This window comes from Micromonospora sp. WMMD710 (assembly GCF_029626045.1).
GTDB lineage: Bacteria > Actinomycetota > Actinomycetes > Mycobacteriales > Micromonosporaceae > Micromonospora.
Genome location: NZ_JARUBD010000001.1, coordinates 1,956,285 through 1,978,269 on the forward strand (window position 1 = coordinate 1,956,285; position 21,985 = coordinate 1,978,269).

The 21,985-nt window shown below is 72.5% G+C and carries 23 protein-coding genes and 2 pseudogenes; 10 read left to right on the top strand and 15 right to left on the bottom strand.

Annotation, left to right across the window (positions count from 1 at the left end):
• Positions 1 to 45 precede the first annotated feature (45 nt).
• Positions 46 to 1,044: a tyrosine-type recombinase/integrase gene (locus tag O7620_RS08930; protein WP_151491744.1), complete on the bottom strand. Its 999-nt coding sequence runs from the start codon at positions 1,042 to 1,044 to the stop codon at positions 46 to 48.
• A 952-nt stretch (positions 1,045 to 1,996) separates the two neighbouring features.
• On the opposite strand from O7620_RS08930, the pseudogene O7620_RS08935 reads away from it, so the two are divergent.
• A pseudogene (locus tag O7620_RS08935) lies at positions 1,997 to 2,103 on the top strand (IS5/IS1182 family transposase); the annotation flags it as partial.
• 525 nt (positions 2,104 to 2,628) lie between these two features.
• Here O7620_RS08935 and O7620_RS08940 read toward each other — a convergent pair.
• Genes O7620_RS08940 through O7620_RS08950 form a run of 3 tightly spaced genes read right to left on the bottom strand, consistent with a single transcriptional unit; the run spans position 2,629 to position 4,770 of the window.
• Positions 2,629 to 3,213, bottom strand: coding sequence for a GNAT family N-acetyltransferase (locus O7620_RS08940; RefSeq protein WP_151491745.1), 585 nt, complete (start codon positions 3,211 to 3,213; stop codon positions 2,629 to 2,631).
• Positions 3,214 to 3,235: 22 nt separating this feature from the next.
• Positions 3,236 to 3,742, bottom strand: coding sequence for a DUF664 domain-containing protein (locus tag O7620_RS08945; protein ID WP_151491746.1), 507 nt, complete (start codon positions 3,740 to 3,742; stop codon positions 3,236 to 3,238).
• On the bottom strand, positions 3,739 to 4,770 hold the full coding sequence (locus O7620_RS08950) for an aldo/keto reductase (protein ID WP_278122652.1): 1,032 nt from the start codon (positions 4,768 to 4,770) through the stop codon (positions 3,739 to 3,741). Before O7620_RS08950 ends, O7620_RS08945 begins: the two co-directional genes overlap by 4 nt.
• Before the next feature lie 110 nt (positions 4,771 to 4,880).
• Between O7620_RS08950 and O7620_RS08955 the strand changes: the two genes are divergently transcribed.
• Positions 4,881 to 6,431: a glycosyltransferase family 39 protein gene (locus O7620_RS08955; RefSeq protein WP_278122653.1), complete on the top strand. Its 1,551-nt coding sequence runs from the start codon at positions 4,881 to 4,883 to the stop codon at positions 6,429 to 6,431.
• A 7-nt stretch (positions 6,432 to 6,438) separates the two neighbouring features.
• Here the strand turns inward: O7620_RS08955 and O7620_RS08960 are convergent, their stop codons facing one another.
• Complete coding sequence (locus tag O7620_RS08960; protein ID WP_278122654.1) at positions 6,439 to 6,855, bottom strand: Rrf2 family transcriptional regulator; 417 nt, start codon at positions 6,853 to 6,855, stop codon at positions 6,439 to 6,441.
• On the opposite strand from O7620_RS08960, the gene O7620_RS08965 reads away from it, so the two are divergent.
• A complete protein-coding gene (locus tag O7620_RS08965) occupies positions 6,842 to 7,492 on the top strand; it encodes an NAD(P)H-binding protein (protein ID WP_278122655.1) in 651 nt (216 codons plus the stop codon). The two genes, O7620_RS08960 and O7620_RS08965, sit on opposite strands and share 14 nt — an antisense overlap.
• A 765-nt stretch (positions 7,493 to 8,257) precedes the next feature.
• Positions 8,258 to 8,719 carry an HNH endonuclease gene (locus O7620_RS08970; RefSeq protein WP_151493202.1) on the top strand — a complete coding sequence of 154 codons (462 nt, stop codon included), beginning with the start codon at positions 8,258 to 8,260 and terminating at the stop codon, positions 8,717 to 8,719.
• Positions 8,720 to 8,786: 67 nt separating this feature from the next.
• Here O7620_RS08970 and O7620_RS08975 read toward each other — a convergent pair whose 3' ends face one another.
• Entirely contained in the window at positions 8,787 to 9,281 is a 495-nt protein-coding gene (locus O7620_RS08975; RefSeq protein ID WP_278122656.1) for a GNAT family N-acetyltransferase, read from the bottom strand.
• Positions 9,282 to 9,321: 40 nt separating this feature from the next.
• Positions 9,322 to 9,804 carry an NUDIX domain-containing protein gene (locus tag O7620_RS08980; RefSeq protein WP_278122657.1) on the bottom strand — a complete coding sequence of 161 codons (483 nt, stop codon included), beginning with the start codon at positions 9,802 to 9,804 and terminating at the stop codon, positions 9,322 to 9,324.
• A 75-nt stretch (positions 9,805 to 9,879) separates the two neighbouring features.
• On the opposite strand from O7620_RS08980, the gene hemC reads away from it, so the two are divergent.
• Both hemC and O7620_RS08990 read left to right on the top strand, forming a co-directional pair.
• Entirely contained in the window at positions 9,880 to 10,857 is a 978-nt protein-coding gene (gene hemC / locus O7620_RS08985; RefSeq protein ID WP_278122658.1) for a hydroxymethylbilane synthase, read from the top strand.
• 136 nt (positions 10,858 to 10,993) lie between these two features.
• Positions 10,994 to 11,728, top strand: a complete 735-nt coding sequence (locus O7620_RS08990; RefSeq protein WP_278122659.1) for an alpha/beta hydrolase — start codon at positions 10,994 to 10,996, stop codon at positions 11,726 to 11,728.
• Positions 11,729 to 12,066: 338 nt separating this feature from the next.
• Here the strand turns inward: O7620_RS08990 and O7620_RS08995 are convergent, their stop codons facing one another.
• Entirely contained in the window at positions 12,067 to 12,795 is a 729-nt protein-coding gene (locus O7620_RS08995) for a maleylpyruvate isomerase family mycothiol-dependent enzyme (RefSeq protein WP_278122660.1), read from the bottom strand.
• Positions 12,796 to 12,857: 62 nt separating this feature from the next.
• A pseudogene (locus tag O7620_RS09000) lies at positions 12,858 to 13,448 on the bottom strand (DUF6596 domain-containing protein); the annotation flags it as partial.
• On the opposite strand from O7620_RS09000, the gene O7620_RS09005 reads away from it, so the two are divergent.
• Together O7620_RS09005 and O7620_RS09010 are read left to right on the top strand one after the other, a co-directional pair.
• Positions 13,372 to 13,857 (top strand): hypothetical protein, encoded by a 486-nt coding sequence (locus O7620_RS09005; RefSeq protein WP_278127237.1) that lies wholly within the window; start codon positions 13,372 to 13,374, stop codon positions 13,855 to 13,857. The pseudogene O7620_RS09000 and the gene O7620_RS09005 overlap by 77 nt on opposite strands.
• A 63-nt stretch (positions 13,858 to 13,920) precedes the next feature.
• On the top strand, positions 13,921 to 14,394 hold the full coding sequence (locus O7620_RS09010) for a hypothetical protein (protein WP_151491774.1): 474 nt from the start codon (positions 13,921 to 13,923) through the stop codon (positions 14,392 to 14,394).
• A gap of 59 nt (positions 14,395 to 14,453) precedes the next feature.
• Here O7620_RS09010 and O7620_RS09015 read toward each other — a convergent pair whose 3' ends face one another.
• Entirely contained in the window at positions 14,454 to 15,041 is a 588-nt protein-coding gene (locus tag O7620_RS09015; RefSeq protein WP_278122661.1) for an ABC transporter permease, read from the bottom strand.
• A gap of 106 nt (positions 15,042 to 15,147) precedes the next feature.
• Here O7620_RS09015 and O7620_RS09020 point away from each other — a divergent pair, with 106 nt between their 5' ends.
• Positions 15,148 to 15,723 (top strand): maleylpyruvate isomerase N-terminal domain-containing protein, encoded by a 576-nt coding sequence (locus O7620_RS09020; RefSeq protein WP_225854692.1) that lies wholly within the window; start codon positions 15,148 to 15,150, stop codon positions 15,721 to 15,723.
• Positions 15,724 to 16,251: 528 nt separating this feature from the next.
• Here O7620_RS09020 and O7620_RS09025 read toward each other — a convergent pair.
• The 5 genes from O7620_RS09025 to O7620_RS09045 all read right to left on the bottom strand — a co-directional run bounded on the left by O7620_RS09025 (position 16,252) and on the right by O7620_RS09045 (position 20,539).
• Positions 16,252 to 16,857, bottom strand: a complete 606-nt coding sequence (locus O7620_RS09025; protein ID WP_278122662.1) for a GNAT family N-acetyltransferase — start codon at positions 16,855 to 16,857, stop codon at positions 16,252 to 16,254.
• Positions 16,836 to 17,327 carry a DUF1992 domain-containing protein gene (locus O7620_RS09030; protein ID WP_278122663.1) on the bottom strand — a complete coding sequence of 164 codons (492 nt, stop codon included), beginning with the start codon at positions 17,325 to 17,327 and terminating at the stop codon, positions 16,836 to 16,838. The genes O7620_RS09025 and O7620_RS09030 overlap by 22 nt, the downstream gene beginning before the upstream one ends.
• Positions 17,328 to 17,692: 365 nt before the next feature.
• Positions 17,693 to 18,505, bottom strand: a complete 813-nt coding sequence (locus O7620_RS09035) for an SDR family NAD(P)-dependent oxidoreductase (protein ID WP_151491768.1) — start codon at positions 18,503 to 18,505, stop codon at positions 17,693 to 17,695.
• Positions 18,502 to 19,836 (bottom strand): NAD(P)-binding domain-containing protein, encoded by a 1,335-nt coding sequence (locus O7620_RS09040; protein ID WP_278122664.1) that lies wholly within the window; start codon positions 19,834 to 19,836, stop codon positions 18,502 to 18,504. Before O7620_RS09040 ends, O7620_RS09035 begins: the two co-directional genes overlap by 4 nt.
• 55 nt (positions 19,837 to 19,891) lie before the next feature.
• Positions 19,892 to 20,539: a TetR/AcrR family transcriptional regulator gene (locus O7620_RS09045; RefSeq protein ID WP_278122665.1), complete on the bottom strand. Its 648-nt coding sequence runs from the start codon at positions 20,537 to 20,539 to the stop codon at positions 19,892 to 19,894.
• Positions 20,540 to 20,596: 57 nt separating this feature from the next.
• Between O7620_RS09045 and O7620_RS09050 the strand changes: the two genes are divergently transcribed.
• Complete coding sequence (locus O7620_RS09050) at positions 20,597 to 21,967, top strand: MFS transporter (protein ID WP_278122666.1); 1,371 nt, start codon at positions 20,597 to 20,599, stop codon at positions 21,965 to 21,967.
• Positions 21,968 to 21,985: the final 18 nt, after the last annotated feature.

A 21,985-nucleotide genomic window follows, 5' to 3' on the forward strand; every position in this document is an offset into this window, starting at 1 on the left:
GACAGTGGCTGGCAGGTAGACCGGGGCAGGAAGGGGGTACGACGCTCAGCCGCGTCGCCGCGAGCGCGCCGCCCACACCACGTACGCCGGATCGCGGTCGAGGTTGTGCCGGTCGCGGTCGTAGCGGCGGGTGGTCCGTGGGTCGGCGTGCCCCATCGCGTCCTGCACATCCTCCAGAGGGACGCCCTCGGAGCGGGCGGTGGTGGCGAAGGCGTGGCGTAGGGAGTGCGGGGACAGTCTCGCCCAGGCCGGGATGCCGGCCGACCGGGCCAGCCGGCGGACCATCCGGAACACCGAGTGTCGGTCGAGCCGGGCGCCGCTGGCGGTCACCAGCAGCGGTCCGGTGAGCTGCGGCACCGGCACGCCGGTGGCGGCGGCCCGTTCGGCCAGGTAGGCGTCCACGGCGTACCCGGTGCCGGGGGTGAGGGCGCGGCGGCGCTGCTTGCCGCCCTTGCCGACGAAGCGCACGCTGCGGTGGCCGCGTTCGGTGCCGAGATCGGTCAGGTCCAGCGAGATCAGCTCGCCGACCCGCAGGCCCAGGTCGGCGAGGAGCGCGATGGCGGCCCGGTTGCGCGCGGCGGTTGGGCCGGTCTCCGCGTCGGCGGCGCCGAGCAGCGCGTCGACCTCCTCGGGGGTGAGCCCGACGGTGGCCGAGTGGTCCCGGTCGACGCGGGGACGGTCCGCGCCGGCGACCGGGTTGGCCGGCACCGCGCCGAGCTTGACGAGGAAGTCGTACCAGCTGGACAGCGCGGAGAGCCGACGCGCCACGGTGGCGGGGGTCAGCGGTCGGCCGCTGCGCGCCCCGATGGTGGACTCCAACGCCCGGGCGTACTCGTTGACATGCAGAAACGTGGCCCGCAGCGGATCGAGGTCGCGGCCAGCGCACCAGGTGAGCCAGCCGGTGACGTCCCGCCGGTACGCGTCGCGGGTGTGCTCGGACAGTCGCCGGTTGCGCAGCCACGCCTCGGTGACGTCGACCGGCCCGCCGGGCAGGGCGGGACGGGCGGCGGGGCGGACGAGCACCGGAGCGTCGGAGGACACCATGTGAAAAAGGTTCTCAGGCTCGGATGGATTGGCGGTGCAGGCGCGCCGAGGCCGGGCGCTACCGCATCCGCACCGGCAAGAACACCGGCTTCGGCCGATCCCGTCCCAGGTCTTCGCGATCAACCAGGCCTGCCTCCAGTTGGCCGCGCGGTAGTTTCCCGCGAAAAACAACTCCAGCGCTGGTCAAGGCGACCCTGCTCGGACGTCTGGAGCCCGGCATGATCAGCCCGTGTGACCAGCGCTGGAGTTGTTTATGGTCTGGAAACTACGGACGGGTCCACTCCCAACTGACACACGGTCTTAGGGCAGCCCTTCACCAACGGCCAGGGCCCCGATTAACCGACCATCTGTTGCGGCCAAATGGGAACACATTCGATAGACGGGAAAGGCGGCCGCCAGCACCTGCCTCAGGCCCACCACCCCGCGCTTTGCCAAACACTGTCCGTTGAGATCGGCTCGCAGCAGCAGCCGCCACCCGAGCCTGGCGGCGCGCTTCTGTAGCTCGGATGCGAGCTTGAACCGCCGCCTCGTCGGCTAGCTCTCTAAAATCTCGCTCATGCTCATAAATTCGACGAGCGAGATCGTGTGCCGTCACCGCACGGCCGTCTTGATTAGACCCCGCAGTCCACCCAGGGGTCAGGCGGTTGTCGAGGGCAAAGTCAGCCCACTGCCGAAAATGAGCTGCGGCAGCATTCTGGTCATGCGCGTCCCACGCCTCCATACCCTTTGAATAAAGTTCTCTATACGTGGATTTAATCTCGTCCAGATTCTCTGGCATTCGTCGCCTCCAATGGTTGTCATGACTCGCCGCTGCTGCGTGACACCTTCGAAGCGTTCAGCGCCCAACTCCACCGCCCCTGGCCTGAGTAGGTCGCGACCCCCCCTCGATCGCGGCTACGACAGCAACCGCACTCGTGAGATCTCTGCTCGACGATATCGGCGCGTCGACGCCGATATCGCCCGCAAGGGAGTGCGCCCGCCCCGGTCCAAGTCGGCAAGCAGTGGGTGGTTGAGCGCACGAACTCATGGATCAACCGATCCGGCGAGATCCGCCGCTGCACCCGGCCAACAACCCGCCGACTCAGGTGACGCCTATTGGCCGGTCGCTGTTAAACCACCAAGTCGGGCACGCCGCTCGCGGCGACGATCAGAACGCCATCTGCGGGGACTGCACCTATAGGTGTTGCGCCGTCCCGCGGTCAGCCGGGTGAGCGCTCCCAGGCTAGGCCCCGATTGTCCTCCGGAAGGAGCTCCAAGGGTCTCTGTACACCTGACTTCCGCCGGGCCAGGCGGGTCCGACCCCGCCGCCCGCAAGTGCCGCTACATGCCGATTCTCCCTTGAGCTATTGGTGTGGAGCGCATGCCGCGATCAAGTGGCACACCTATGTAACGGGACCACCAGAGGCCGTGGTTCAGTGAGGTGATCTCGAACTTCGATCCGCCAGATGGCTTCGCGACCTGTCTGAGCATGTCGGCTTGACCGTTTTGTCCGCTCGGGGTGGGTGCGGAGGTGCCGGGCCGAGGGTTTCACCCGCCGTACGAGCAGCCGTAGTGCGCCGGTGATTCGATCCGCCCGCTGAGGCGTCACATCGGGTCGGTGCGCAGCCGCGCGTGCAGGTGCATGTCGTGCCAGCCGTCGGCGTGCCGCACCGACCCGCGCAGCACACCCTCCACGGTGAACCCGGCCCGCGCGGCCACCCGGCACGACGCCGCGTTGGCGGTCGAATGCTCCAGGGCCAGCCGGTGCAGCCCGGCGCGCGTGAAGCTCCACCGGGTCAGCGTCCGCGCCGCCGCGGCGGCGACACCCCGGCCACGGGCGGTGGGCAACACCCAGTACGACAGGTGCGCCGACGCCTCGCTGAGCAGCACACCCCGCCACCCCACCTGACCGACCGGCCGGTCGTCGGCGTCGACGATCGCCCAGCTGGCGGCCGTCTCGGCACGCCACCGGCCGGCCCACTGCGCCGTCCACGCCCGCGCCTCGTCGTCGCCGTCGAAGCGGCGCACATGCCACCGCTGGATGTCCGGGCAGTCGAAGGCGACCCGGACGAGCGGGGCATCGCCGTCACGCCACGGTCGCAACGCCAGCCCGGGGCGTACCGGAAGGTGGGGCTGCTCCTGCCCGCCGACGCTCCCGGCGGGCAGGGCAGGTGCGACGAGCAGCGGCATCGTCCCAGTATCGCGGCTGGCCTCACTCGCCGGTCGGGCCGCCGGCGAGTTCGGCGACCACGTCGAGGTGGCCGAGGTGACGGGCGTACTCCTGCACCAGGTGGAACAGCACACGCTCCAGCGACGCCGGTTCGGCGCCGTTCCACCGCGGGCCCGGCGCCCCGACCTGCGCCAGGTCGTGGCCCGTCACCACGGAGCTGGTGTGCGCGCCCTGCGCGCGCAGTGCCGCCACCAGGTCCGCGCGGGTCTCCTCGGGCGCCACGTACCAGCGCTCCCCACGACGGTCACCCCACGGCTCGGCGACCTGCCGGCCCTGAAAGCCCCACTCGATCCAGCGCAGCTCGACGTGGCGCAGGTGCGTGAGCAGTTCCAGCGGCGTCCAGCCCGACGGCAGCCGGCTGCGTCGCACCTCCGTCTCGTCCAACGCCGACACCTTGGCCAGCACGGACTCCCGGAAGTAGTCCAGGTAGCGCAGAAAGACCTCGCTGCGACTGCCGGCCGCCGCGGTGGGCTCGGGAAACGGGATCACGGTGCGGTCGGCAGGTCGCGGCCGCGCTGGCGCACCCCCGCGCCGCCGTACGGGTAGTCACCCACGGGCGGGGCGCTCGCCTCGTCCAGCAGCCGCATCTGCTCGGCGTCGAGGACCAGGTCGGCGGCGGTCAGGTTGTCGTCGAGCTGCTCGATGGTGCGCGCGCCGAGGATCACCGAGGTGACCGCCGGTCGGGCGGCCAGCCAGGCCAACGCCACCGCCGACATGGACACGCCACGTTCCCCGGCGACCTGGCCGACCGCGTCGAGTACCCGCCAGGTGCGCTCGTCGGCGTTGCGACCCGCGTACGCCTCGACGCCGCGCTGCGGGTTCTCACCGAGGCGGGTGGCGCCGGTGGGCGTGCTGTCGCGCTGGTACTTGCCGGTCAGCCAGCCGCCGCCCAGCGGCGACCACGGCAGGATGCCGATGCCCTCGTTCTCGCAGACCGGCACCAGCTCGAACTCGATCTCGCGGGCCAGCAGGTTGTACTGCGGTTGCAGCGTCACCACCGGGGTGAGGTTGAGGTGCTGGGTGAGCAGGGTCGCCTTCTGCAACTGCCAGCCGGTGAAGTTGCTGACCCCGGCGTAGCGGATCTTGCCCGCGCGGACCGCGTCGTCGAAGAACCGCAGCGTCTCCGGCAGCGGGGTCAGCGGATCCCAGGCATGCGCCTGGTACAGGTCGACGGCCTCGACACGGAGCCGCCGCAGGCTGGCGTCCAGGGCGCGGGTGAGGTGCACCCGGGACAGGCCGGCGTCGTTCGCGCCGGGGCCCATCGGGAAGCGGCCCTTGGTGGCGATCACCAGGCGGTCCCGCACGCCCGGCCGTTCCGACAGCCACCGCCCGACGATCTCCTCGGAGATGCCGGCGGAGTAGACGTCAGCGGTGTCGATGAAGGTCCCGCCGGCGTCGACGAAGCGGTCGAGCTGCGCGAAGCTGCCCGCCTCGTCGGTCTCGGCGCCGAAGGTCATCGTGCCCAGACACAGGGTCGACACCACCGTGCCGGTGGCGCCCAGAGTGCGATATCGCATGTCGTCCTTCCGGTCCGAGTGACGAAGCTGATCTTCGCACCCGGCCGGGGCACCTGCACCCGGAGGCTCGCGGGCACCCGCGCGGCGGCCACGGGGGCGATGATGGGCGGGTGAGCGAGTCCGCGATCGGCATCGACCGACCTCACCAACCGGCCCAGCCCTCACCGGGTCGGCCACCGCAGCCCGGCCCGCGCGCGCTCGGCCCGTGGCTGGCGGCCGCGGCGACCAGCCTGACGTTGCTGCTGCTCGCCGGCCGCTACGGCTACCACCGCGACGAGCTGTACTTTTTGCTCGCCGGCCGACACCTCGACTGGGGCTACGTCGACCAGGGTCCGCTGGTTCCGGCGCTGGCCCGGCTGCTCGACACCATCGCGCCGGGCAACCTGGTGCTGCTGCGTACCCCCTCGGCGGTGCTCGCCGGCGTGGCGGTGCTCCTGGTCGCCGCCATCGCCCGGGAGCTGGGCGCCGGCCGGGGCGGGCAGAGTTTCGCGGCGGTGCTCGCCGCGTTGTCCGGCATCGTGCTCGCCGGCGGGCACCTGCTCAGCACCACCACCGTCGACCTGCTGGCCTGGCTGGCCGCGGCCTGGTGCGCGGTACGGCTGCTGCGCACCGGTGACAGCCGCTGGGCGCTCGGTATCGGGCTGGCGCTCGGCGTGGGCATGCTCAACAAGCTGCTGCCCGCCCTGCTGGCCGTGGGTCTCATCGCCGGGGTGCTCATCGCCGGGCCGCGTCGGCTGCTGCGCGACCGGTGGGTGCTCGCCGCCGCCGGGGTCGCCGTGCTGCTGGCCACACCGAACCTGATCTGGCAGGCGACGCACGGCTTCCCGCAGCTCGGAGTGGCGGCCTCCATCTCCGAGGGCGACAGCTCCTACAGCGGTCGCCTCGACGCGTTCGTCCTCCAGTTCGTCATCATCAGCCCGTACGCCGTACCGATCTGGATCGCCGGTCTCGTCGCGCTGCTGCGCCGGCCGGTGTGGCGGGCGTACCGGGCGGTGGGCTGGGCCTGGCTGGTCGTGATCGGCGTCGTGCTGATCGCCGGCGGCAAGGGTTACTACGACGCGCCGCTGCTGCTGGTCCTGACCGCCGCCGGCGCGGTCGTGACGGTGGCGTGGGCCTCGCGCGGGTCGGTCCTGCGCCGTCGGGGACTGCTCGCGGTGGGCGCGGTGCCGTTCCTCCTGCCCACCGTGGTGCTGCTGCTGCCGGTGCTGCCGGCCGAGCGGTTGCCCGGTTTCGTGGTCGACGTCAACTACGACGCCGGTGAGACGATCGGCTGGCCGGCGTTCACCGACTCTCTCGCCGCCGTCCATCGTGGCCTGCCGACGCAGGAGCGTTCGCGAGCGGTCATCCTCACCGGCAACTACGGCGAGGCCGGTGCCGTGGCCCGGTACGGTCCGGCCCGTGGCCTGCCCCGCGCCTATTCGGGGCACAACAGCATGGCCGACTTCGGCCGACCGCCGGCCGACGCGGACGTGGTGGTCGCCGTCGGCTGGGAGCGCCCCGACCGGTTGACCGCCTGGTTCGACGCGTGCGCGCTCGCCGGGCGGGTGGACCAGCGGGTCGAGGTGGACAACGACGAGAACGGCGGCCCGATCTACGTGTGCCGGGGGCTGCGGCGTCCGTGGGCGCAGATCTGGGACACCGAGGTACGCCACACGGGCTGACCCGTGCTCAACCGTCCTTGTCGCCGCCGAGCCAGGCGCTGACGCTGACCAGGGCCTCGGGGCCGGAGTCGACGTCGACGTCGCGGGCCAGGTCGGCGATCGTGACCCCGGCGAGCGCCTGGCGCCACGCGTCCTCCGCCGCCCACATGGCGCGGGCGATCGGGCACGGGCTGGTGCAGGCGGCGGCCGGGGTGGACAGCGGGCCGCGCTGGCGGATCTCCGTGCAGACGAACGTGGGGCCGGGGCCGTCGACGGCCCGGACCACGTCGAGCAGGGTGATGCTCTCCGGAGCGCGGGTCAGCACGTAGCCGCCCGACTTGCCCTGCACGGAGTGGATCAGGCCGGCGCGTGCGAGCGACTGCAACTGCTTGGCGAGGTAGCTGCTGGAGACGTCGTGCAGCTCCGCCAGCTTGGCCGCCGGCACGGGCGCGCTGCTGGCCGACGCCCTCACCGGCGCCGACGCCGTCGTCAACCTGACGAACTCGCCGACCTTCGACGACGCCTCCCCCGCCTTCTTCCAGACGACCATGGACAACCTGCTCGCCGCCGCCACGAACGCGGGCGTGGGCCACGCCGTGGTGCTGTCCATCGTCGGCGTCGACGAGGTGCCCGACCTGGCCTACTACCGCGCCAAGGTCCTGCAGGAGGACCTCCTCAAGGCCGGCCCCATCCCGTACTCGATCGTCCGCGCCACCCAGTTCTTCGAGTTCGTCGACGCGATCCTGTCCTGGACCGCCGACGAGAACACCGTCCGGCTGCCCGCCACCCCAGTGCAGCCGATGGCCGCCGCCGACGTGGCACAGGCCGTCGCCGACGTCAGCATGGGCGCCCCTCTGGGCGGCGTCCGCAACGTCGCCGGCCCGGACGTCTTCGGCCTCGACGACCTGGGGCGGATCACCCTCGCCGCCCACGGCGACCAGCGCACCGTCACCACCGACAACAGCGCCGGCATGTTCGCCGCCGTACCCGGCGACGCCCTCATCGCTCCCGACGGCGCCGTGATCGCCCCCACCGCCTACCGGGACTGGTGCCGGCGGTCGCCCAGCCAGGCGCGCCGATAGCCGCCGCCGGCCGCTCAACCCATGAACCTGTTAGTGCGCTCACGGGTTGAGCGGCCGGTTTGCATCGCTAAGCCCTGCGGCTTTGCCCCGTGGACGGCGCCGAACCGCTGTCCCGCCGCATCGCGTTTCGGCGAGCGAGCGTGGGTTGGGCTGCAGGGGTATTCCGACCAGGGGTGCCCGCAGATGTCGACGATGTGAGGGAGGCAGCAGAGGCAATCGCCGCCATGTGGTCGACCACGCCTGGTGTAACTCGTCCTGCGGCTGCTCGGCCACCACTTCTCTGACGCGCGACCGCGGCGACGCCGGGGGCTTGGAGCAACGTCAGATCGGAGTATCGATGCTCGCGCCGGCTCGGGCCACTGTCCGCGGGCGCCGAAGCCGGAGAGGATCCGTCGACACCGTGTGCGAGGGATTCGCTGGCGGATCTTCCGGTGAGGTTCTCGGCCCGCCTCGGCATGTCTCCATCGAGAGTATGCGCGAGGAATTCGCGGGCAGATTCCCCGGTGAGGTTCTCGACTTTTCTAGGCATGAACTATTTCTCCTCCGACAATCGTGAACGAACCATGCGAGGCCACCTGGCCGCGCCACCATCCGTGCCGGGCCAGCCAGGACGACTGCGGCAGCCGACATGGCAGGAACGGCTCCCGCCCTCTTAAGTTCACGGCAGGGGTACCGCCGGTTCCTGACCTCGGTGGCGACGGCGTGGGTGGGTTCGTGCGCCGGGCCTGAGCAGGCGTATCCGCGACGCGCGGGTACGGTGACATCGTGCTCTCGGCCGTGCGGGGTCTGTCCCGCTACCACACCGAGGAGTCGCTGCGCGCGTACCTGCTGCAACGCGCACACCGCACCGACGGCGGCTGCCTGGTCATCCACGGCTACGGCTCCCGCCGCGGGGTCCACCAGAAGGTCGCCGGCCGGGCCTGGGCGCACATCGCCGCGTACGTGGTCCTGGTCGGCGGGTACGACCCCGCCCTCGACGTCGACCACACCTGCGGCGCCGCGGACTGCATCGAGCCGACACATCTGCGTCAGGTCAGCCGCTCCGAGACCCGCCGCGGCCGCACCCAACGCGCGCAGTGCCGCAACGGCCACGACCGCGAACTCGACGAGAGCACCGGCCGCTACCGCCGGGTCTGCCGGGCGTGCAACCGGGAGGCGCAGCGCCGGTGGCGTGAGCGCGAGGCCGCCGAGGTGGCCCAGGCACGTGCCGCGTACGGCCGCTCGTAGTCGTCAGCCCCGCGGCCGCCACTCGTCGGACAGGACGGCGAAGACAAGCTGGTCCGCCCACTCTCCGTCATACAGGTAGCTCCGCACATGGTGGGCCTCCCGGACGCATCCCGATCCGGGCCATCAGACGGGCTGACGCCTCGTTGCGGGCATGACACCGACCGAAGACCCGGTGCAGCCCGGCCTCGTCGAACCCCCAGTCCACCAGCGCCGTGACCGCCTCCGTGGCCAACCCACGACCGCCGTGGTCGGGGTGGAAGACGTACCCGAGTTCCGCCGTGCGGTCACGCTCGCCGTGCCACACCAGCTCGACGGTCCCGATCACCCCCGTGTCGCCGACCACGGCCACCGTCAGGCAGTCGCCCTCCGCGCGCCACGCGTCCTCACCCGCCATGACGCGCACCGACGCCCGCGACTGCTCCCGGGTACGCGGCTCGGCCCCGAGCATCCAGCGGACGACGTCGCGTCGGCTCTGATACGCGTACACGTCGTCGAGGTCGTCCATCGTGACCGGGCGCAGCGTGAGCCGCTCGGTGCGGATCGGGTAGCTCGGCTGCACCATCAGGCGATCGTAGAGAACCGGACCGACTGGTGCCGAGAATTCAGTGTCGCAGCAGGGCCGTCATCGGGATCGGCTCCATGTGCCCGGTGGGTGGCGCGCCGCGGTGCAGCTGAAGTCCGATGTCAACCACCACGGAACGCTCCAGGGTGGCGACCCGCGTCATCGGTATCCAACGCGCCAGGTCGGTCGTGCCGTCCGTCTCGGGTCGAAGCTCACCGCCCACGATCCGGGACCGATAGAACACGGCCAGCATGTGCAGCTCGACGACGTCGCTGTCGGTGCGCTCGACGTGCCGCGTTCGCGAGTTCACCCCGAGCAGATGCTCGACCCGCGCCTCGTACCCCGTCTCCTCGGCCACCTCCCGCACGACGGCGTCGAACGGATCCTCGGCGTGCTCGACCCCTCCACCGGGCAGCGTCCAATGTCGCCGCGCCCCGTCGGGCGAGACCCAGCGGGCGAGCAGCAGATGCTCATCTCGCAGGCACACCGCGTACGCGGCGACCCGGAACCGTTGCGTGATCACGTCGCTCTCCTGATCCTCTGGGTGCCCGCGCACCTGGTCGTCCGTGCTGGCATCGGCCGGACTACCCTCGCGGACATGTCCGACTCCCGCCTGCTGCGCATCGGCACCCGCAACTCTCCAATGGCCCTCGCCCAGGTCGAGCGGGTCCGCGCGATGCTCGCCGACCGGCACCCCGACGTCACCGTGGACGTGCTGTCGATGTCGACCAGCGGGGACCGGTGGCACGGTGACCTGGCCGCGCTGGGCGGCAAGGGGGCGTTCACCAAGGAGGTCGACGCCGCCCTGATCGCCGGAGACGTGGACATGGTGGTGCACTGCGTCAAGGACATCCCCGGGGACCGACCGGCACCGGCTGACACGGTGATGGCCGCCTACCTGGCCCGCGACGATGTCCGGGACTGCCTCGTGCACCCGGGCGGGCTGCGGATCGACCAACTGCCCGCCGGCACCCGGATCGGCACCTCCGCCGTCCGGCGGGTCGCGCAACTGGCCCTGCACTGGCCGACTCTGGTGCCGGTGTCCATCCGGGGCAACGCGAACAGCAGGCTCGCGAAGCTCGACGCCGGTGACACCTACGACGCGCTGCTGCTCGCGGTCTCCGGGCTGGAGCGGATCGGGCAGGACGCCCGGATCACGCACCCGATCGACGTCGACACGATGGTCCCGGCCGTCGGCTCCGGGACCCTCGTCCTGCAATGCCGGGACGACGACCTCAGCACCCGTGACCTGGCAGCCAGCCTCGACGACCCGCGGGCCCGGCAGGAGACCGTGGCCGAACGGACCATGCTGCACATCCTGCAGGGCAACTGCCACTCCCCGATCGCCGCGCTCGCCCGCACCGAACCCGACGGGCGCCTCGGCCTGCGGGCGAGGGTGCTCGGCCTCGACGGTAGGACGGTGCTCGACGTGCACGAGTGGGCGGCCGACCCGATCACCCTCGGCACCTCCGTCGCCGCGGCCCTGCTCCGGCAGGGCGCCCGCGACCTCCTCGACCCGCCCGCCCACGGGGCCTCCGCGGAAACCCGTTTGGCGGATCACGGCGGCCGCTGCTAGTTTCCGGGAGGCCGTGCGAGAGACCGAGGAGGTGGTACCCGTGAACGTTTCGACATGGGTGCTCCCCTCTGGGGTCACGGTTGGGCGATAGGTCGTCCGGGAGCGCCGTTCACGAGCACTCCCGAAAGGCACGACCATGCGATTCACCACTGAGCGGCGCCTCGATGACGGCGTCCTCGAACGCGAATTCACCCTCGGCGAGATCCCCGGCATCCTGTGGACACCCGCAGCCGCATCCGCACCGGTGCCGCTGATCCTGCTCGGCCACCCCCCGCTCGGGCTGCGCACGATGTACCCCCGTCTGGTGGCCCGGGCCCGGCGCTGCGCGGCGGATGGCTTCGCCGCGGCCACCATCGAGCTTCCCGGTAGCGGTGACCGGCCCCGTTGGGCCGCCGCCGAGCAGGCCCGCGCCGACCTGCGCCGGGCGCTGGAGGCCGGCGAGCCGGTCCGCGACGAGATCATCGACGCCCTCATCCTGCCGCTCGTCGACAAGGCGGTCCCGGAATCGCAGGTTGCCCTGGATGCCCTCCTGACGCTGCCCGAGATCGGCGGCCCGGTCGGGTACTCGGGGGGAGTGATCTCCGTCGGGATCCGGCTTGCGGTGGTCGAGCCGCGCATCGTGGCCGCCGGCTTCTTCGCTGGGAGTTTCGTGCCGCGCGCCATGGTCGAGGAGGCCCACCAGGTCACCATTCCGCTGCATGTCCTGCTGCAGTGGGATGACGAAGGGAACGATCGGCAGGCGGCCCTGGATTTGTTCGACGCCTTCGGCTCCACGGAGAAGACGCTGCACGCCAACATGGGCGGACACACCGGTGTCCCGCAGTTCGCGGGGGAGGACGCGGCCCGGTTCTTCGCCCGGCACCTGCGCTAGCCGCGGGCAGGGGCCGCCGTCAGGCCAGCGCTGGCCGGCGCGCCGCTCTCCGAGGGAAGACGCCGGCCCTCCTCGGTGGCGGTGGCCAGCTCTGCACAACCGCCCCGATCGCGGCGGTGTCGCGAGGCCCAATACATCAGACACAATGCTTACGCACAAGAACTGTCATTATGATGCGCGCACCTTATGCCCGTTTCGTGGCGAGTATTTGTTGGATTAGCGTTACCGATAATCCAATAAATAGCTGATGCTGAAGCCGGTCCTGCCCCGCGCTGCGCTGAGGGCTTCGTCAGGAGCTGACCGAGGAGCGCGCCACGTCCTCGTCACCGAGGTCGGGGTCACGTCGCTGACCAGACGGGACCGTCGACGCAGCCGTAGCAGGACATGACCAGCTCATTGGCCGTGCCGCGGGCGGAGACATAGGCCACCTCCGGGCCCTCGGCGGCGACCGGCGCGGGGAGGCGGGCGGCCCGGGCGCCGTCGGCGGAGAACCAGAGCCGCCAGGAGCGGCCCTCGGTGGCGTGGTAGTCGATGACCGCGGGCTTGTGCGGCCACGCGGACGTCGTTGCGACGCAGGTGGTCACGAACTCGTCGACACCGTCGAGGGCCACCTCGTCCGGCAGCGGCTGCGGGGCACCCACGGCGACCTGGGCGTCGTAGGTGTGCACGGCGACCTGCTGAAGCTGGTGCCGGGCGACGGCAACAGTCGTCTGCGGTGACTGCGACGAACCCCACCACGTCCAGCAACCACGATCCGGGCCGGCCTCCCGCAGCGCGTTCAGCAGCTCCTCCGTCGACGCGGCGAACCAGGCCAGTAGGGCGTCACGCTCCCGGGGCGCCATTGGGGCCGACCAGGCCGGCGGAGCGTCGGCGGGCCCTGCGGCCACGATGGCGGCCCACCTGCGGCGCCCCTCGCCCAGGTGCTGCACCAGGTCGAACAACGTCCACTCAGGGCAGGTCGGCACCCGTACGTCGAGGCTGGGTGCTGCGGCGACCGCCGCCCGGAACGCGGTCGATCGGTCGTCCATCAGCCGCAACAGGTCGGCGAACTCCAGAGACCTTTCCACCGCGGCTTTCTACCACCCCGCTTCGACAACCGGCATCGGGTTTTCCCCACCCAGGGTCTCGTCGCGGCCTGCAGCTGGTAGCGCCCGGGCGGGTCACCGCCGGCCGCCACCGCCTCGACCCGCTCGCGGATCAGTGCTCTGCCCTCGGCGATGAGGGCCCGGTCCCAGGCCCCGCGGTCCTGTTCGTCGAGGGTCACCAACTCCCCGGTACGGGACACCCGCGCCGGCCGCCGGGCGTCCGTGAGGAGCATCAGGGCGAGCAGGCCGGTCACCTCACCGTCGCCCGGGAGGAGAGTGCGGAGCAGGCGGCCGAGCCGGATCGCCTCGTCGGTCAGGTTGACACGCACCGCTTCGCCGCCGGCACTGGCGAGATAGCCCTCATTGAAGACGAGGTAGACGACCGCGAGCACGCCGGCGAGTCGCTTGTGGATGTCGTCGGCCCGGGGCACCCGGTAGGGAATGCGGGCCGCCGTGATCTTTGCCTTGGCGCGGGTGATCCGTCGCGCCATCGTCGTCTCCTGCACCAGGAAGGCGCGGGCGATCTCGGCAACGGTGAGACCGCCGAGCAGACGCAGGGTGAGCGCCACCCGAGCCTCCAGCGCGAGCGCGGGGTGGCAGCAGATGAAGACCAGCCGGAGCCGGTCATCCTCGACCGGACCGGTCGAAACCGGACAGTTGGTGGCGCCGTCGGACGGCCCGGTCTCCTGGACCGCGCACGCCGACCTGGCCGAGGCCGCAGCCATCGCCCTCACCGAGGACGTCCTCGACGGGATCACGGCTGCGCTGACCGCACCGGAGATGCTCGACCTCGCAGCGGTGGCGGGCATCCTCACCGAGATCACCGGACGCGCCATCACCCGAGTGGTCCTCGACGACGAGGAGTGGAAGGCTGCCGCCGTCGCCCGTGGCATGCCCGCGGCGGCAGCCGACTTCACCCTCGGCATGTACCGCGCGGCGCGACGCGGAGAGTTCGCCGTGACGGACCCGACGTTGGAAACCCTCATCGGTCACCGGCCGGCATCCGCCCGCTCGGTGCTGGAGGCCATCGTCGCCCACGCCTGAGGCGTCCCGGCGGTACGTCCCTCGGTTGACCGTCGACCTGGTCGAGGCCCGAACATCGGCGGCATGAACGAGCCGACATCAGACCCGACCATGACCCGCATCGGTGCGGCGGTGCAGCTCGGCCGATCGGGGCAGAAGGCCCTCGCCCGGGACACCCTCACCGCCCTGTGGGACGAGATCGGTGCCGACGGCGACGCCCTGCACCGCTGCACCCTCGCCCACTACCTCGCCGACCTGCAGGACAGCACCGAAGCGGAGTTGAGCTGGGACGAGCGTGCCCTGGCGGCCGCGTCCGACCTGACCGACGAACGGGCTCAGCACCAGCTGTCCTCGCTCCGGGTCCAGGCGTTCCTGCCGTCTCTGCACCTCAACCTGGCCGACTGCCACCGGCGTCTGGGCAACACCGCACTCGCCATCGAGCACCTGTCCCGGGCGCGCGAGCATCTCGGGCATCTGCCGGACGACCCGTACGGCGAGGCGATCCGCACCGCCATCCGCGACTTCCGGGTGGACGACCCGACCGACCTGCGGAGGTAGGGCAGGCCGACCGCGGGCGCGCCGACGCTGAGCTGGGCGCGCCCGCGGACCGAGGCAGGTCAGCGCAGCATCGCCCGGGTCATCCGGCGGGTGGCGACGTACATGGCGATCGAGCCGAACGCGACGAGGTAGACCACCGGGATCAGCAGGTCCCAGCCGAGGTGGCCCAACGCGGGCTCCCGGACCAGCTCGATGCTGTGGTAGAGCGGCAGCGCCCGGATCAGGGGCTGCACCGCCGCCGGATAGACCGACAGGGGGTAGAACGTCGTCGCGAACAGGTACATCGGCAGCATTACGAGCTGGATGTACTGGAAGTCGGGGAAGTCGCGCAGGTACGTCGTGACGGCCAGCCCGCCGGCGGCGAAGGCGTACGCGATCAGCACCGACGCCGGTAGGGCCAGCTGATACACGTCGGCCTCGGCTCGGCGGACCAGCTGCGAGGGTCGAGTCGAATCCAGCGACGGGTACCGCAACGACGTCAGCCGGATCCGGCCGAGATCGATGGCCCGGGCGTACCCGACGAAGTTGTCCAGGTGGGCGCTGGTGATGTGCGCCGGCGCCGTCTCCCGAGCGACCAGGGCGTACCAGAAGTCGAACCTCTCCGCGGGCGGCAACACCGTCGTGTCCACCAGCAGGTTGGGCAACACTCTGCTGACCTCCCTCAGGTCCGAGGGAGGATTCTCGCATGCTTCGATCTGTCCTGCCCAGCACAGCGTTCCCGACGCGTACCGGTGCCACCTCGCGAGTTGGCGGGTGGCAGCGGTGATCGGCGCCGACCTGCTCGCGGCGGCCGACGAGATGACCCGGACGCTGATGCCGCACCGCGAACGAGACTGGTCCGTGCCCGCCGGCACGCTGACGTGGAGCTGCTGGACCACCGCCGCGCACGTCGCGCACGACCTCCTCGCGTACGCGGGCCAGGTCACCGGCCGCCCGGATGACAGCTACCTGCCGTACGACCTGAGGGTCTCCCCCGCCGCGAGCCCGGCGCAGACCCTCGCCGTGGTGCGGGCCTGCGCTGGTCTGCTCGCCGTCGCCGTCGACGCCGCCGGACCGGACGTGCGGGCCTGGCACTACGGCCCCTGCGACCCGGCCGGGTTCGCCGCGATGGGTGTGGCCGAGACCCTGCTGCACACCCACGACATCACCCTCGGCCTCGACGTGCCCTGGCAGCCGCCGCAGCGGCTGAGCGCGCTGGTGCTGCGGAGACTCTTCCCGGACGCCCCGGCCGGGGCGGCTCCCGAGGTGCTGCTCTGGATGACCGGCCGCGGCGAGCTGCCCGGCCGGGCGAGGCGCACATCCTGGACCTGGCGGGCCGCGGTGGACTGACACGCACCGGCGGCGAGGGGGTGGGTGGTTGACCACGAAGAGGAGCACCACCAGGGCCGGCGCGGGCAGGTCCGGCAGCGCCGCCAGCGGGATGAGCGCCGCGCGACCACAGTCGCACGCGATCATCACGCTTCGCCGGGGGAACCGGTCGGCGAGACCGGACAGCAGCGGTCCGCCCGTGAGCCAGGCCAGATAGGAACTGGCGTAGGCGGCCGCCGCCAGTGCGGCCGAGCCGGTTTCGCTGAAGACGAGATACGCCACGGTCACGGCCGTGAGCTGGTCGCCGGCCAGGGACAGCAGGTACGCCCCGAACAGGTGGCGGTATTCGCGCACCGCGAACACCTCGGCGTACGTCGCGGTGCGCTCGGTCACGTCGCCCCGTCTCCTCCCGCGCCGGCTCTCGTCCGGGCGCTCGGCCCAGACCGTAACCGCGTTCGCGCCGTCGGGCGGGCGAGCAGGCGTTCGGAGCTGTTCGGATCCGTTCGCGGCGGGTTCGGACGGCCGGCGGGGAGGTGTCGTGCCGCCCGGCTAACCGGCGTCGAGCGTGTGCCGGTGACCGTCGAGCGGGAAGGGCGGCCGGGCCGGCACGAGCTCCTGGAACACGAAGCCAGACTTCTGTGCCACCCGGCAGGACGCGACATTGTCCACCTGGTGCAGCAGGTCCAGACGCGCCACGTCGGGGAACCGGTCGAACGCCCAGCGACTCAGTGCGGTGACCGCGCGCGGGGCGACACCGCGACCACGTGCCCACGACGCCGTCCAGTAGCCGACCTCCGGGACCGGACGCTGCGGCGTGATCCCCTTGAGCACCACGTTGGCCACCAGCCGGGGCCCGTCGGTCTGCTCCTGGAGCACGGCGAAGGTGTACCGCCGGCCGTCGTCCCAGTCCTGCCGCGCGCGGTCAAGCCACCGTCGTCCCTCGGCGAGGCTGGTCACCGGCACCGAGGTCCACCGGCGCAGCACCGGGTCCCGGTACGCGTCCAGCAGCGCCCGCAGATCATCGTCTTGCCACGGTCGCAGGGTGAGGTCCGGCGTCGCGGAGATGCCCGACGCCCGCAGCTCGATCATCATCCGCACAGTCTGCCGGTGGCGTACCCGACCGGCCAGCCCGCTCAGCGCGGCCGGCGCCGCCACGGCAGCCACCAGGTGCGGCGGGACCGGCGCGGCGTGGCGGCGGCGGTCACCGGCTCGGTCGTGGGGGTGACGGTGCGGGGCGGTGTGTGCTCGGCACGCCAGCGGCGGACCACGTCCTCGGTGTTCACCGGACGCACCGTCACCCGGGGTCCGTCGTCGGGAAAGCGCAGCCACGCCACGATCTGCGCGTTCAGCTGCCCCACGAAGTCGCGGACGGCCTGTTCGGTGGGCAGGTCACGGACCTCGTCGGGGACCTGCTCGACGCGTCGGCGCAATTGCAGCGAGGTGGGCAGCAGCAGGTCGCTGGGCAGTGCCTCGCGCTCCAGGAAGCTCTTGATCCACCACGCCTCGTCGTACGGCATCCCGCGCCCGGGGATCGGCTTGCCCATGCCGGGCAGGTTGTCGAACTCGCCGCGCTGCACGGCGTCCTGGATCTTCGCCTCCACGGACGCTTTCCATGCCTCGGTCACCGTGCGGCACCTCCCTGGCCACCGTAACGCGCCACCTCCGGCCGGCGACGCGTACCCGCAAGGGGTCAGCGCGCCCGCGACGGTGACCATTCCCGCCGCAGGTCCCGGGCTCTCACCGCACCCGAGCGGAGCACGCTGGGCCGCGGGCCACGGCCTGTCGGGTGGCCCTGGGCCGGGATGTTCATCCTGATTGCGGTCGGTGTGGGGACTATCGAACGGAGGACGCGTGATGGTGGGTTCGGGTGCGCTGCTGGGCATCGCGTTGGTGGCTGAAAATGCTCACGCCCGGCCCGACCATGGTCTACCTGGTGTCCCGTTCGGTGGCGCAGGGCCGCCGGGCCGGTCGCCGCGACCTGACCCGACGCTCACCGCCCCCGGTGGCGACGCAGCATCCCGGCGGCCAGCGGCGCGGCGTCCAGGTCGCCGGCGGTGAGCCGGGCGGCGAGGGTACGGCGCACCATCCGGTCGGCCAGCGCCGGCGCGTGCCGGGCCACCGCCATCTCCAGTCGTCCACGCCGGGTGGTCGCCACGTCCCGGGGCGCGCGGCGGGCGGTGGCGGCCCGCAGGATCGCCGTGACCACCCCGTCGACGGGTTCCGGGCGGGACACCCCGCGCAGGGACAGGCCGGCCGCGGCGGTGCTGTCGTGGATCGGGGAGGCGACCATGCTCGGGTAGACGACGCTCACCCCGACGTGGGTGCCCACCTCGTGGCGCAGCGCGTCGGCGTACGCGACCAGGGCCCGCTTGCTGACTCCGTACGCGGCGGCGAGCGGCAGGGGCAGCACCGCCATCCGGCTCGACACGAAGATCACCCGCCCGCGTGCCGCGACCAGCGGGGGCAGCGCGGCGGCGGTGGTCCGCCAGGCGGCGAGCAGGTTGACCTCCAGCTGCTGGCGGACCACCTCGTCGGGCGGCAGTTCGGCGGGCGCGGGGCCGCCGACCCCGGCGTTGTTGATGAGCAGGTCCAGCCCACCGAGCCGCTCGACCGCGGACCGGACCGCCGCGGGCACGGCCGCCGGGTCGGTCAGGTCGCAGCCGAGCACCGGCGGGTCGTCGGCGGGGTGCAGGTCGAGCCCGACGACCCGGGCGCCGCCGGCGCGCAGGGCGGCGCCGAGGTGCCGGCCGAACGTGCCGCTCGCCCCGGTGACCAGCACCCGCCGGCCGGTCAGACCGGTCACCGCCCGGCTCCGGTCGACGCGTTCGGGCGGGCGCGGCGGGCGCCCGAGGCCAGCTCCCGGGTCAGCTCGGCCAGGTAGGCGTCGAAGTCCACCCGCATCGCCGGCCGGCGCTGGCCCCAGCGGGCCGTCGCCGCGCGCAGCTCCGCCCGGCAGGCGGCGCGCTGCCGGGCCGGCTCGGGCAGCGCGTACCGGCCGGCGAGCTGCGCGGCGATCAGTTTGGCCTGCGCCTCCACCAGGGGGAACGCGGAACCGGTGGACTGCATCAGCCCGACGAACGTCAGGCCGGGCGCGTCGGGGTGGAACACGTGCCGGTACAGCGGCACAGTGTCGGCGCCGCCGCCGAGCAGTTCCGGGTCGAGAAACGGGATCTCCACCCGGTAACCGGTGCACCAGACGATCAGGTCGACGTGGTCGCTGCGCCCGTCGGTGAACTCGACCCGGTCGCCGTCGAGCGCGGCGACGCCGGGCCGCGCCTCGATGTCGCCGTGCGTGAGCCGGGACAGCAGCCCGTCGGAGAGCGTCGGATGGTCCTGCAGGAAGCCGTGCGTCGGCGCGGGCAGGCCGTAGCGGGTGGGGCTGCCGACGGTCGCGGTGAGCATCGTCTGACTGATGCGCTGGCGCAGTCGCCACGGCAGCCGGCGGGCCAGCGCGCCGTTGAGGGTGTCCGAGGGGCGGCCCAGCAGGTACTTGGGCACCACCCAGACGCCGCGGCGCAGCGACAGCAGGGTGCGCCCGGCGGCGTACGAGGCGTCGACGGCGATGTCCATCGCGGAGTTGCCACCGCCGACGACCAGGACCCGTTTGCCGGCCAACTGCTCGGGGCCGCGGTAGTCGTGGCTGTGCAGCTGCTCGGCGGTGCAGGTGCCGGCGTACGGCGGGTGGGGCAGCCGGGGCACCCGGTTGTGGCCGTTGGCGACGACGATGGCGTCGACGGTGACCTCGACGGGCCCGTCCGGTCCACTCGCGCGCACCGTCCACCGGCCGGCGGGATCCCGGGTGACCCGCTCGACGGTGTGTCGCAGGCGGATGCTGTCGTGCAGGCCGAAGCGGTCGGCGTAGTCGGCCAGGTAGCCGGCGACGCGACGGTGGTCGGGGTAGTCGGGCCAGTCACCGGGCATCGGGTGGTCGGCGAACTCGGTGCGGCCACGGCTGGTGTTCAGGTGCAGGGTGCGGTACGCGGGCGAGTCGGGCGCGCCGTACACCCACAGGCCGCCGACCTGGTCGGTGGCCTCGAAGCAGACCGTCGGCCGGCCGGCGTCGCGCAGTGCCTTGACGGCGGCCAGCCCGGCCGCGCCGGCGCCGATCACCGCCACCTGAGGTGGTACGCCCATTGCCGCCCCCACTAATCCAACGTCCGATGGATAATCGTCGCGTGGCGTCGGCCCGTCAAGGGGCCGGGGTTCCGTACAGCCCGTCCAGCAGGCGGTGCACGAACACCCGGAACTCGCGCCGTTCCCGGGCGCCCGGCGCTCCGGCGGCCAGCGCCACCACGTGCCCGTGCGTCGCCCACACCAGGCTGCGCACGGTGATGTGCGGGGTCGGCTCGGCCAGCGCGCCGGCCGACGCGGCGGCGGTGAGCAGTTCCGCCACCAGCCGGTAGAGCGGTTCGGCGTAGCGCTGGTCGAGGTCGGCGTGCCGCTGCGGTTCCAGCCAGCGGCGCAGCCACAACGCGGTGGTCTCCGGCCGGTCCTCGAGGAAGTCGACGAAGACGTCGACCAGATCGTGCAGGGCCCGTCGCGCGGCGTCCGGGCCGGCGTCCAACGCGCGGTGGGCCTGCTCGGCCGCCTCGGTCAGCACCTCCCGTTCGGCGGCGAACACCCGCGCGAAGCAGGCGTCGTAGAGCGCTGCCTTCGTACCCGTGTGGTGGGCGACCGTGGCCACGTCGACGCCGGCGGCGGCGGCGACCTCCCGCAGCCCGACGGCGTCGAAGCCGCGTTCGGCGAACAGCGCGGTGGCCGCGTTGAGCACGACCTCGCGCGTCGGTCGGGTCTCGTCGCGCCGGGGCCGACCGGGACGGCGACGGGGCATGGTCATGGCCGCCATTCTGCCCCTAGAATCCAGCAACCGTTGGATTGCGGAGAGGAAGCGGCGATGACCGGGCTCGACCGGCGGCCCGCGGCCGCCACCGACACGCGGCTGCCCCGTGGCCCCCTGGCGGGGTTCGCCGCCGGCTCGATCGGCATGGGCGTCTGGGTGACCGTGCCCGGCCTGCTGCTGCTCTACTTCCTGACCGACGTGCTGGCCGTCGGGCCGTGGCTGGCCGGCCTCGCGCTGCTGTTGCCGAAGATCGCCGACGTGCTGCTGCACCCGTGGGTCGGGCACCGCGCCGACGTCGAACAGGCCCGCCGGGGCGACCGGCGGCGGTTGCTGCTGCTCGGCTGCGTGTTGCCGGTCGTGTTCGCCGCGCTGTTCGCGGTGCCCGGCGGCCTGACCGGCGCGTCGGCCGCCGGGTGGGTGGCGGTGTTCTTCGTCGCCGGCAACCTGCTCTTCGCCGCCTACCAGGTCCCCTACCTGTCCACCCCGGCCGACCTGCGGATCGGCTACCACGAACGCACCCGGCTGATGGCGTTCCGGATGGTCGTGCTGACCCTGGGCATCCTGCTCTCCGGGCTGCTGGCCCCGCTGCTCACCGGCGGGGACGCCGCGACCCGCGCCGGATACCAGCGGATGGGGCTGGTCCTCGCCGTCGGGATGCTGGTCGCCATGCTGATCGGCGTGGCCGGCATCGCCCGGCTGCGCGCCGGGGCGGCGGACCCCGCCCCAGCGGGGCACGGCGGGTGGCTGGCGCTGCGCACGGCGCTGCGCGACCGGCAGTTCCGCTGGCTCGTCGCCGCCTACCTGGCCATGTCCACCACCACCCACCTGGTGCTGGCCGGGGTGCCCTACTACGCCGAGTACGAGTTGCGCGCGCCCGGACTGACCACGGTGCTGGTGGCCGCGTTCGTCGCCCCGGCGCTGCTGGTCACCCCGGGGTGGCTGGTGCTGGCCCGCCGCGTCGGCAAGCAGCGGGCGCTGCTCGGCGCGCAGGGCGCGTTCGCGCTCGGCTCGGTGGTGCTGGCGGTGGGCCGCCCGGCCGGGCTGGCGGTGCTCATCGGCGCCGTGGCGGTGCTCGGGGTGGCCTTCGCCGGCATGCAGCTGCTGCCGTTCTCGATGCTGCCCGACGTGATCCGCGCCGCCGATGCCAGCGCCGCCGAGCCGGGCGCGACCGGCGCGGGCACCTACACCGGGGTGTGGACGGCCACCGAGGCGACCGGCGCGGCCCTGGGCCCGTACGCGTACGCCCTGTGCCTGACCATCGGCGGTTTCGTGGCCTCGACGGCCGGTGAGTCCCCGGCGCAGCCGGACGCGGCACTCGCGGCGGTCCGCTACGGGTTCGGCCTGCTACCGGCGGTGGCGATGCTCGCCGCGCTGCTGCTGCAACGCCGCTACACCCTGGACGCGACGGCCCGGGCCACCAGCTGAACGGCCGGCACTAGACTT

What these genes read in the sequence shown, in the direction of transcription:
- O7620_RS08930 (WP_151491744.1), bottom strand. Translation starts at nt 1,044, where the DNA reads ATGGTGTCCTCCGACGCTCCGGTGCTCGTCCGCCCCGCCGCCCGTCCC.
- O7620_RS08940 (WP_151491745.1), bottom strand. Translation starts at nt 3,213, where the DNA reads ATGCCGCTGCTCGTCGCACCTGCCCTGCCCGCCGGGAGCGTCGGCGGG.
- O7620_RS08950 (WP_278122652.1), bottom strand. Translation starts at nt 4,770, where the DNA reads ATGCGATATCGCACTCTGGGCGCCACCGGCACGGTGGTGTCGACCCTG.
- O7620_RS08975 (WP_278122656.1), bottom strand. Translation starts at nt 9,281, where the DNA reads ATGGTGCAGCCGAGCTACCCGATCCGCACCGAGCGGCTCACGCTGCGC.
- hemC (WP_278122658.1), top strand. Translation starts at nt 9,880, where the DNA reads ATGTCCGACTCCCGCCTGCTGCGCATCGGCACCCGCAACTCTCCAATG.
- O7620_RS08990 (WP_278122659.1), top strand. Translation starts at nt 10,994, where the DNA reads ATGCGATTCACCACTGAGCGGCGCCTCGATGACGGCGTCCTCGAACGC.
- O7620_RS09010 (WP_151491774.1), top strand. Translation starts at nt 13,921, where the DNA reads ATGAACGAGCCGACATCAGACCCGACCATGACCCGCATCGGTGCGGCG.
- O7620_RS09040 (WP_278122664.1), bottom strand. Translation starts at nt 19,836, where the DNA reads ATGGGCGTACCACCTCAGGTGGCGGTGATCGGCGCCGGCGCGGCCGGG.
- O7620_RS09045 (WP_278122665.1), bottom strand. Translation starts at nt 20,539, where the DNA reads ATGACCATGCCCCGTCGCCGTCCCGGTCGGCCCCGGCGCGACGAGACC.
- O7620_RS09050 (WP_278122666.1), top strand. Translation starts at nt 20,597, where the DNA reads ATGACCGGGCTCGACCGGCGGCCCGCGGCCGCCACCGACACGCGGCTG.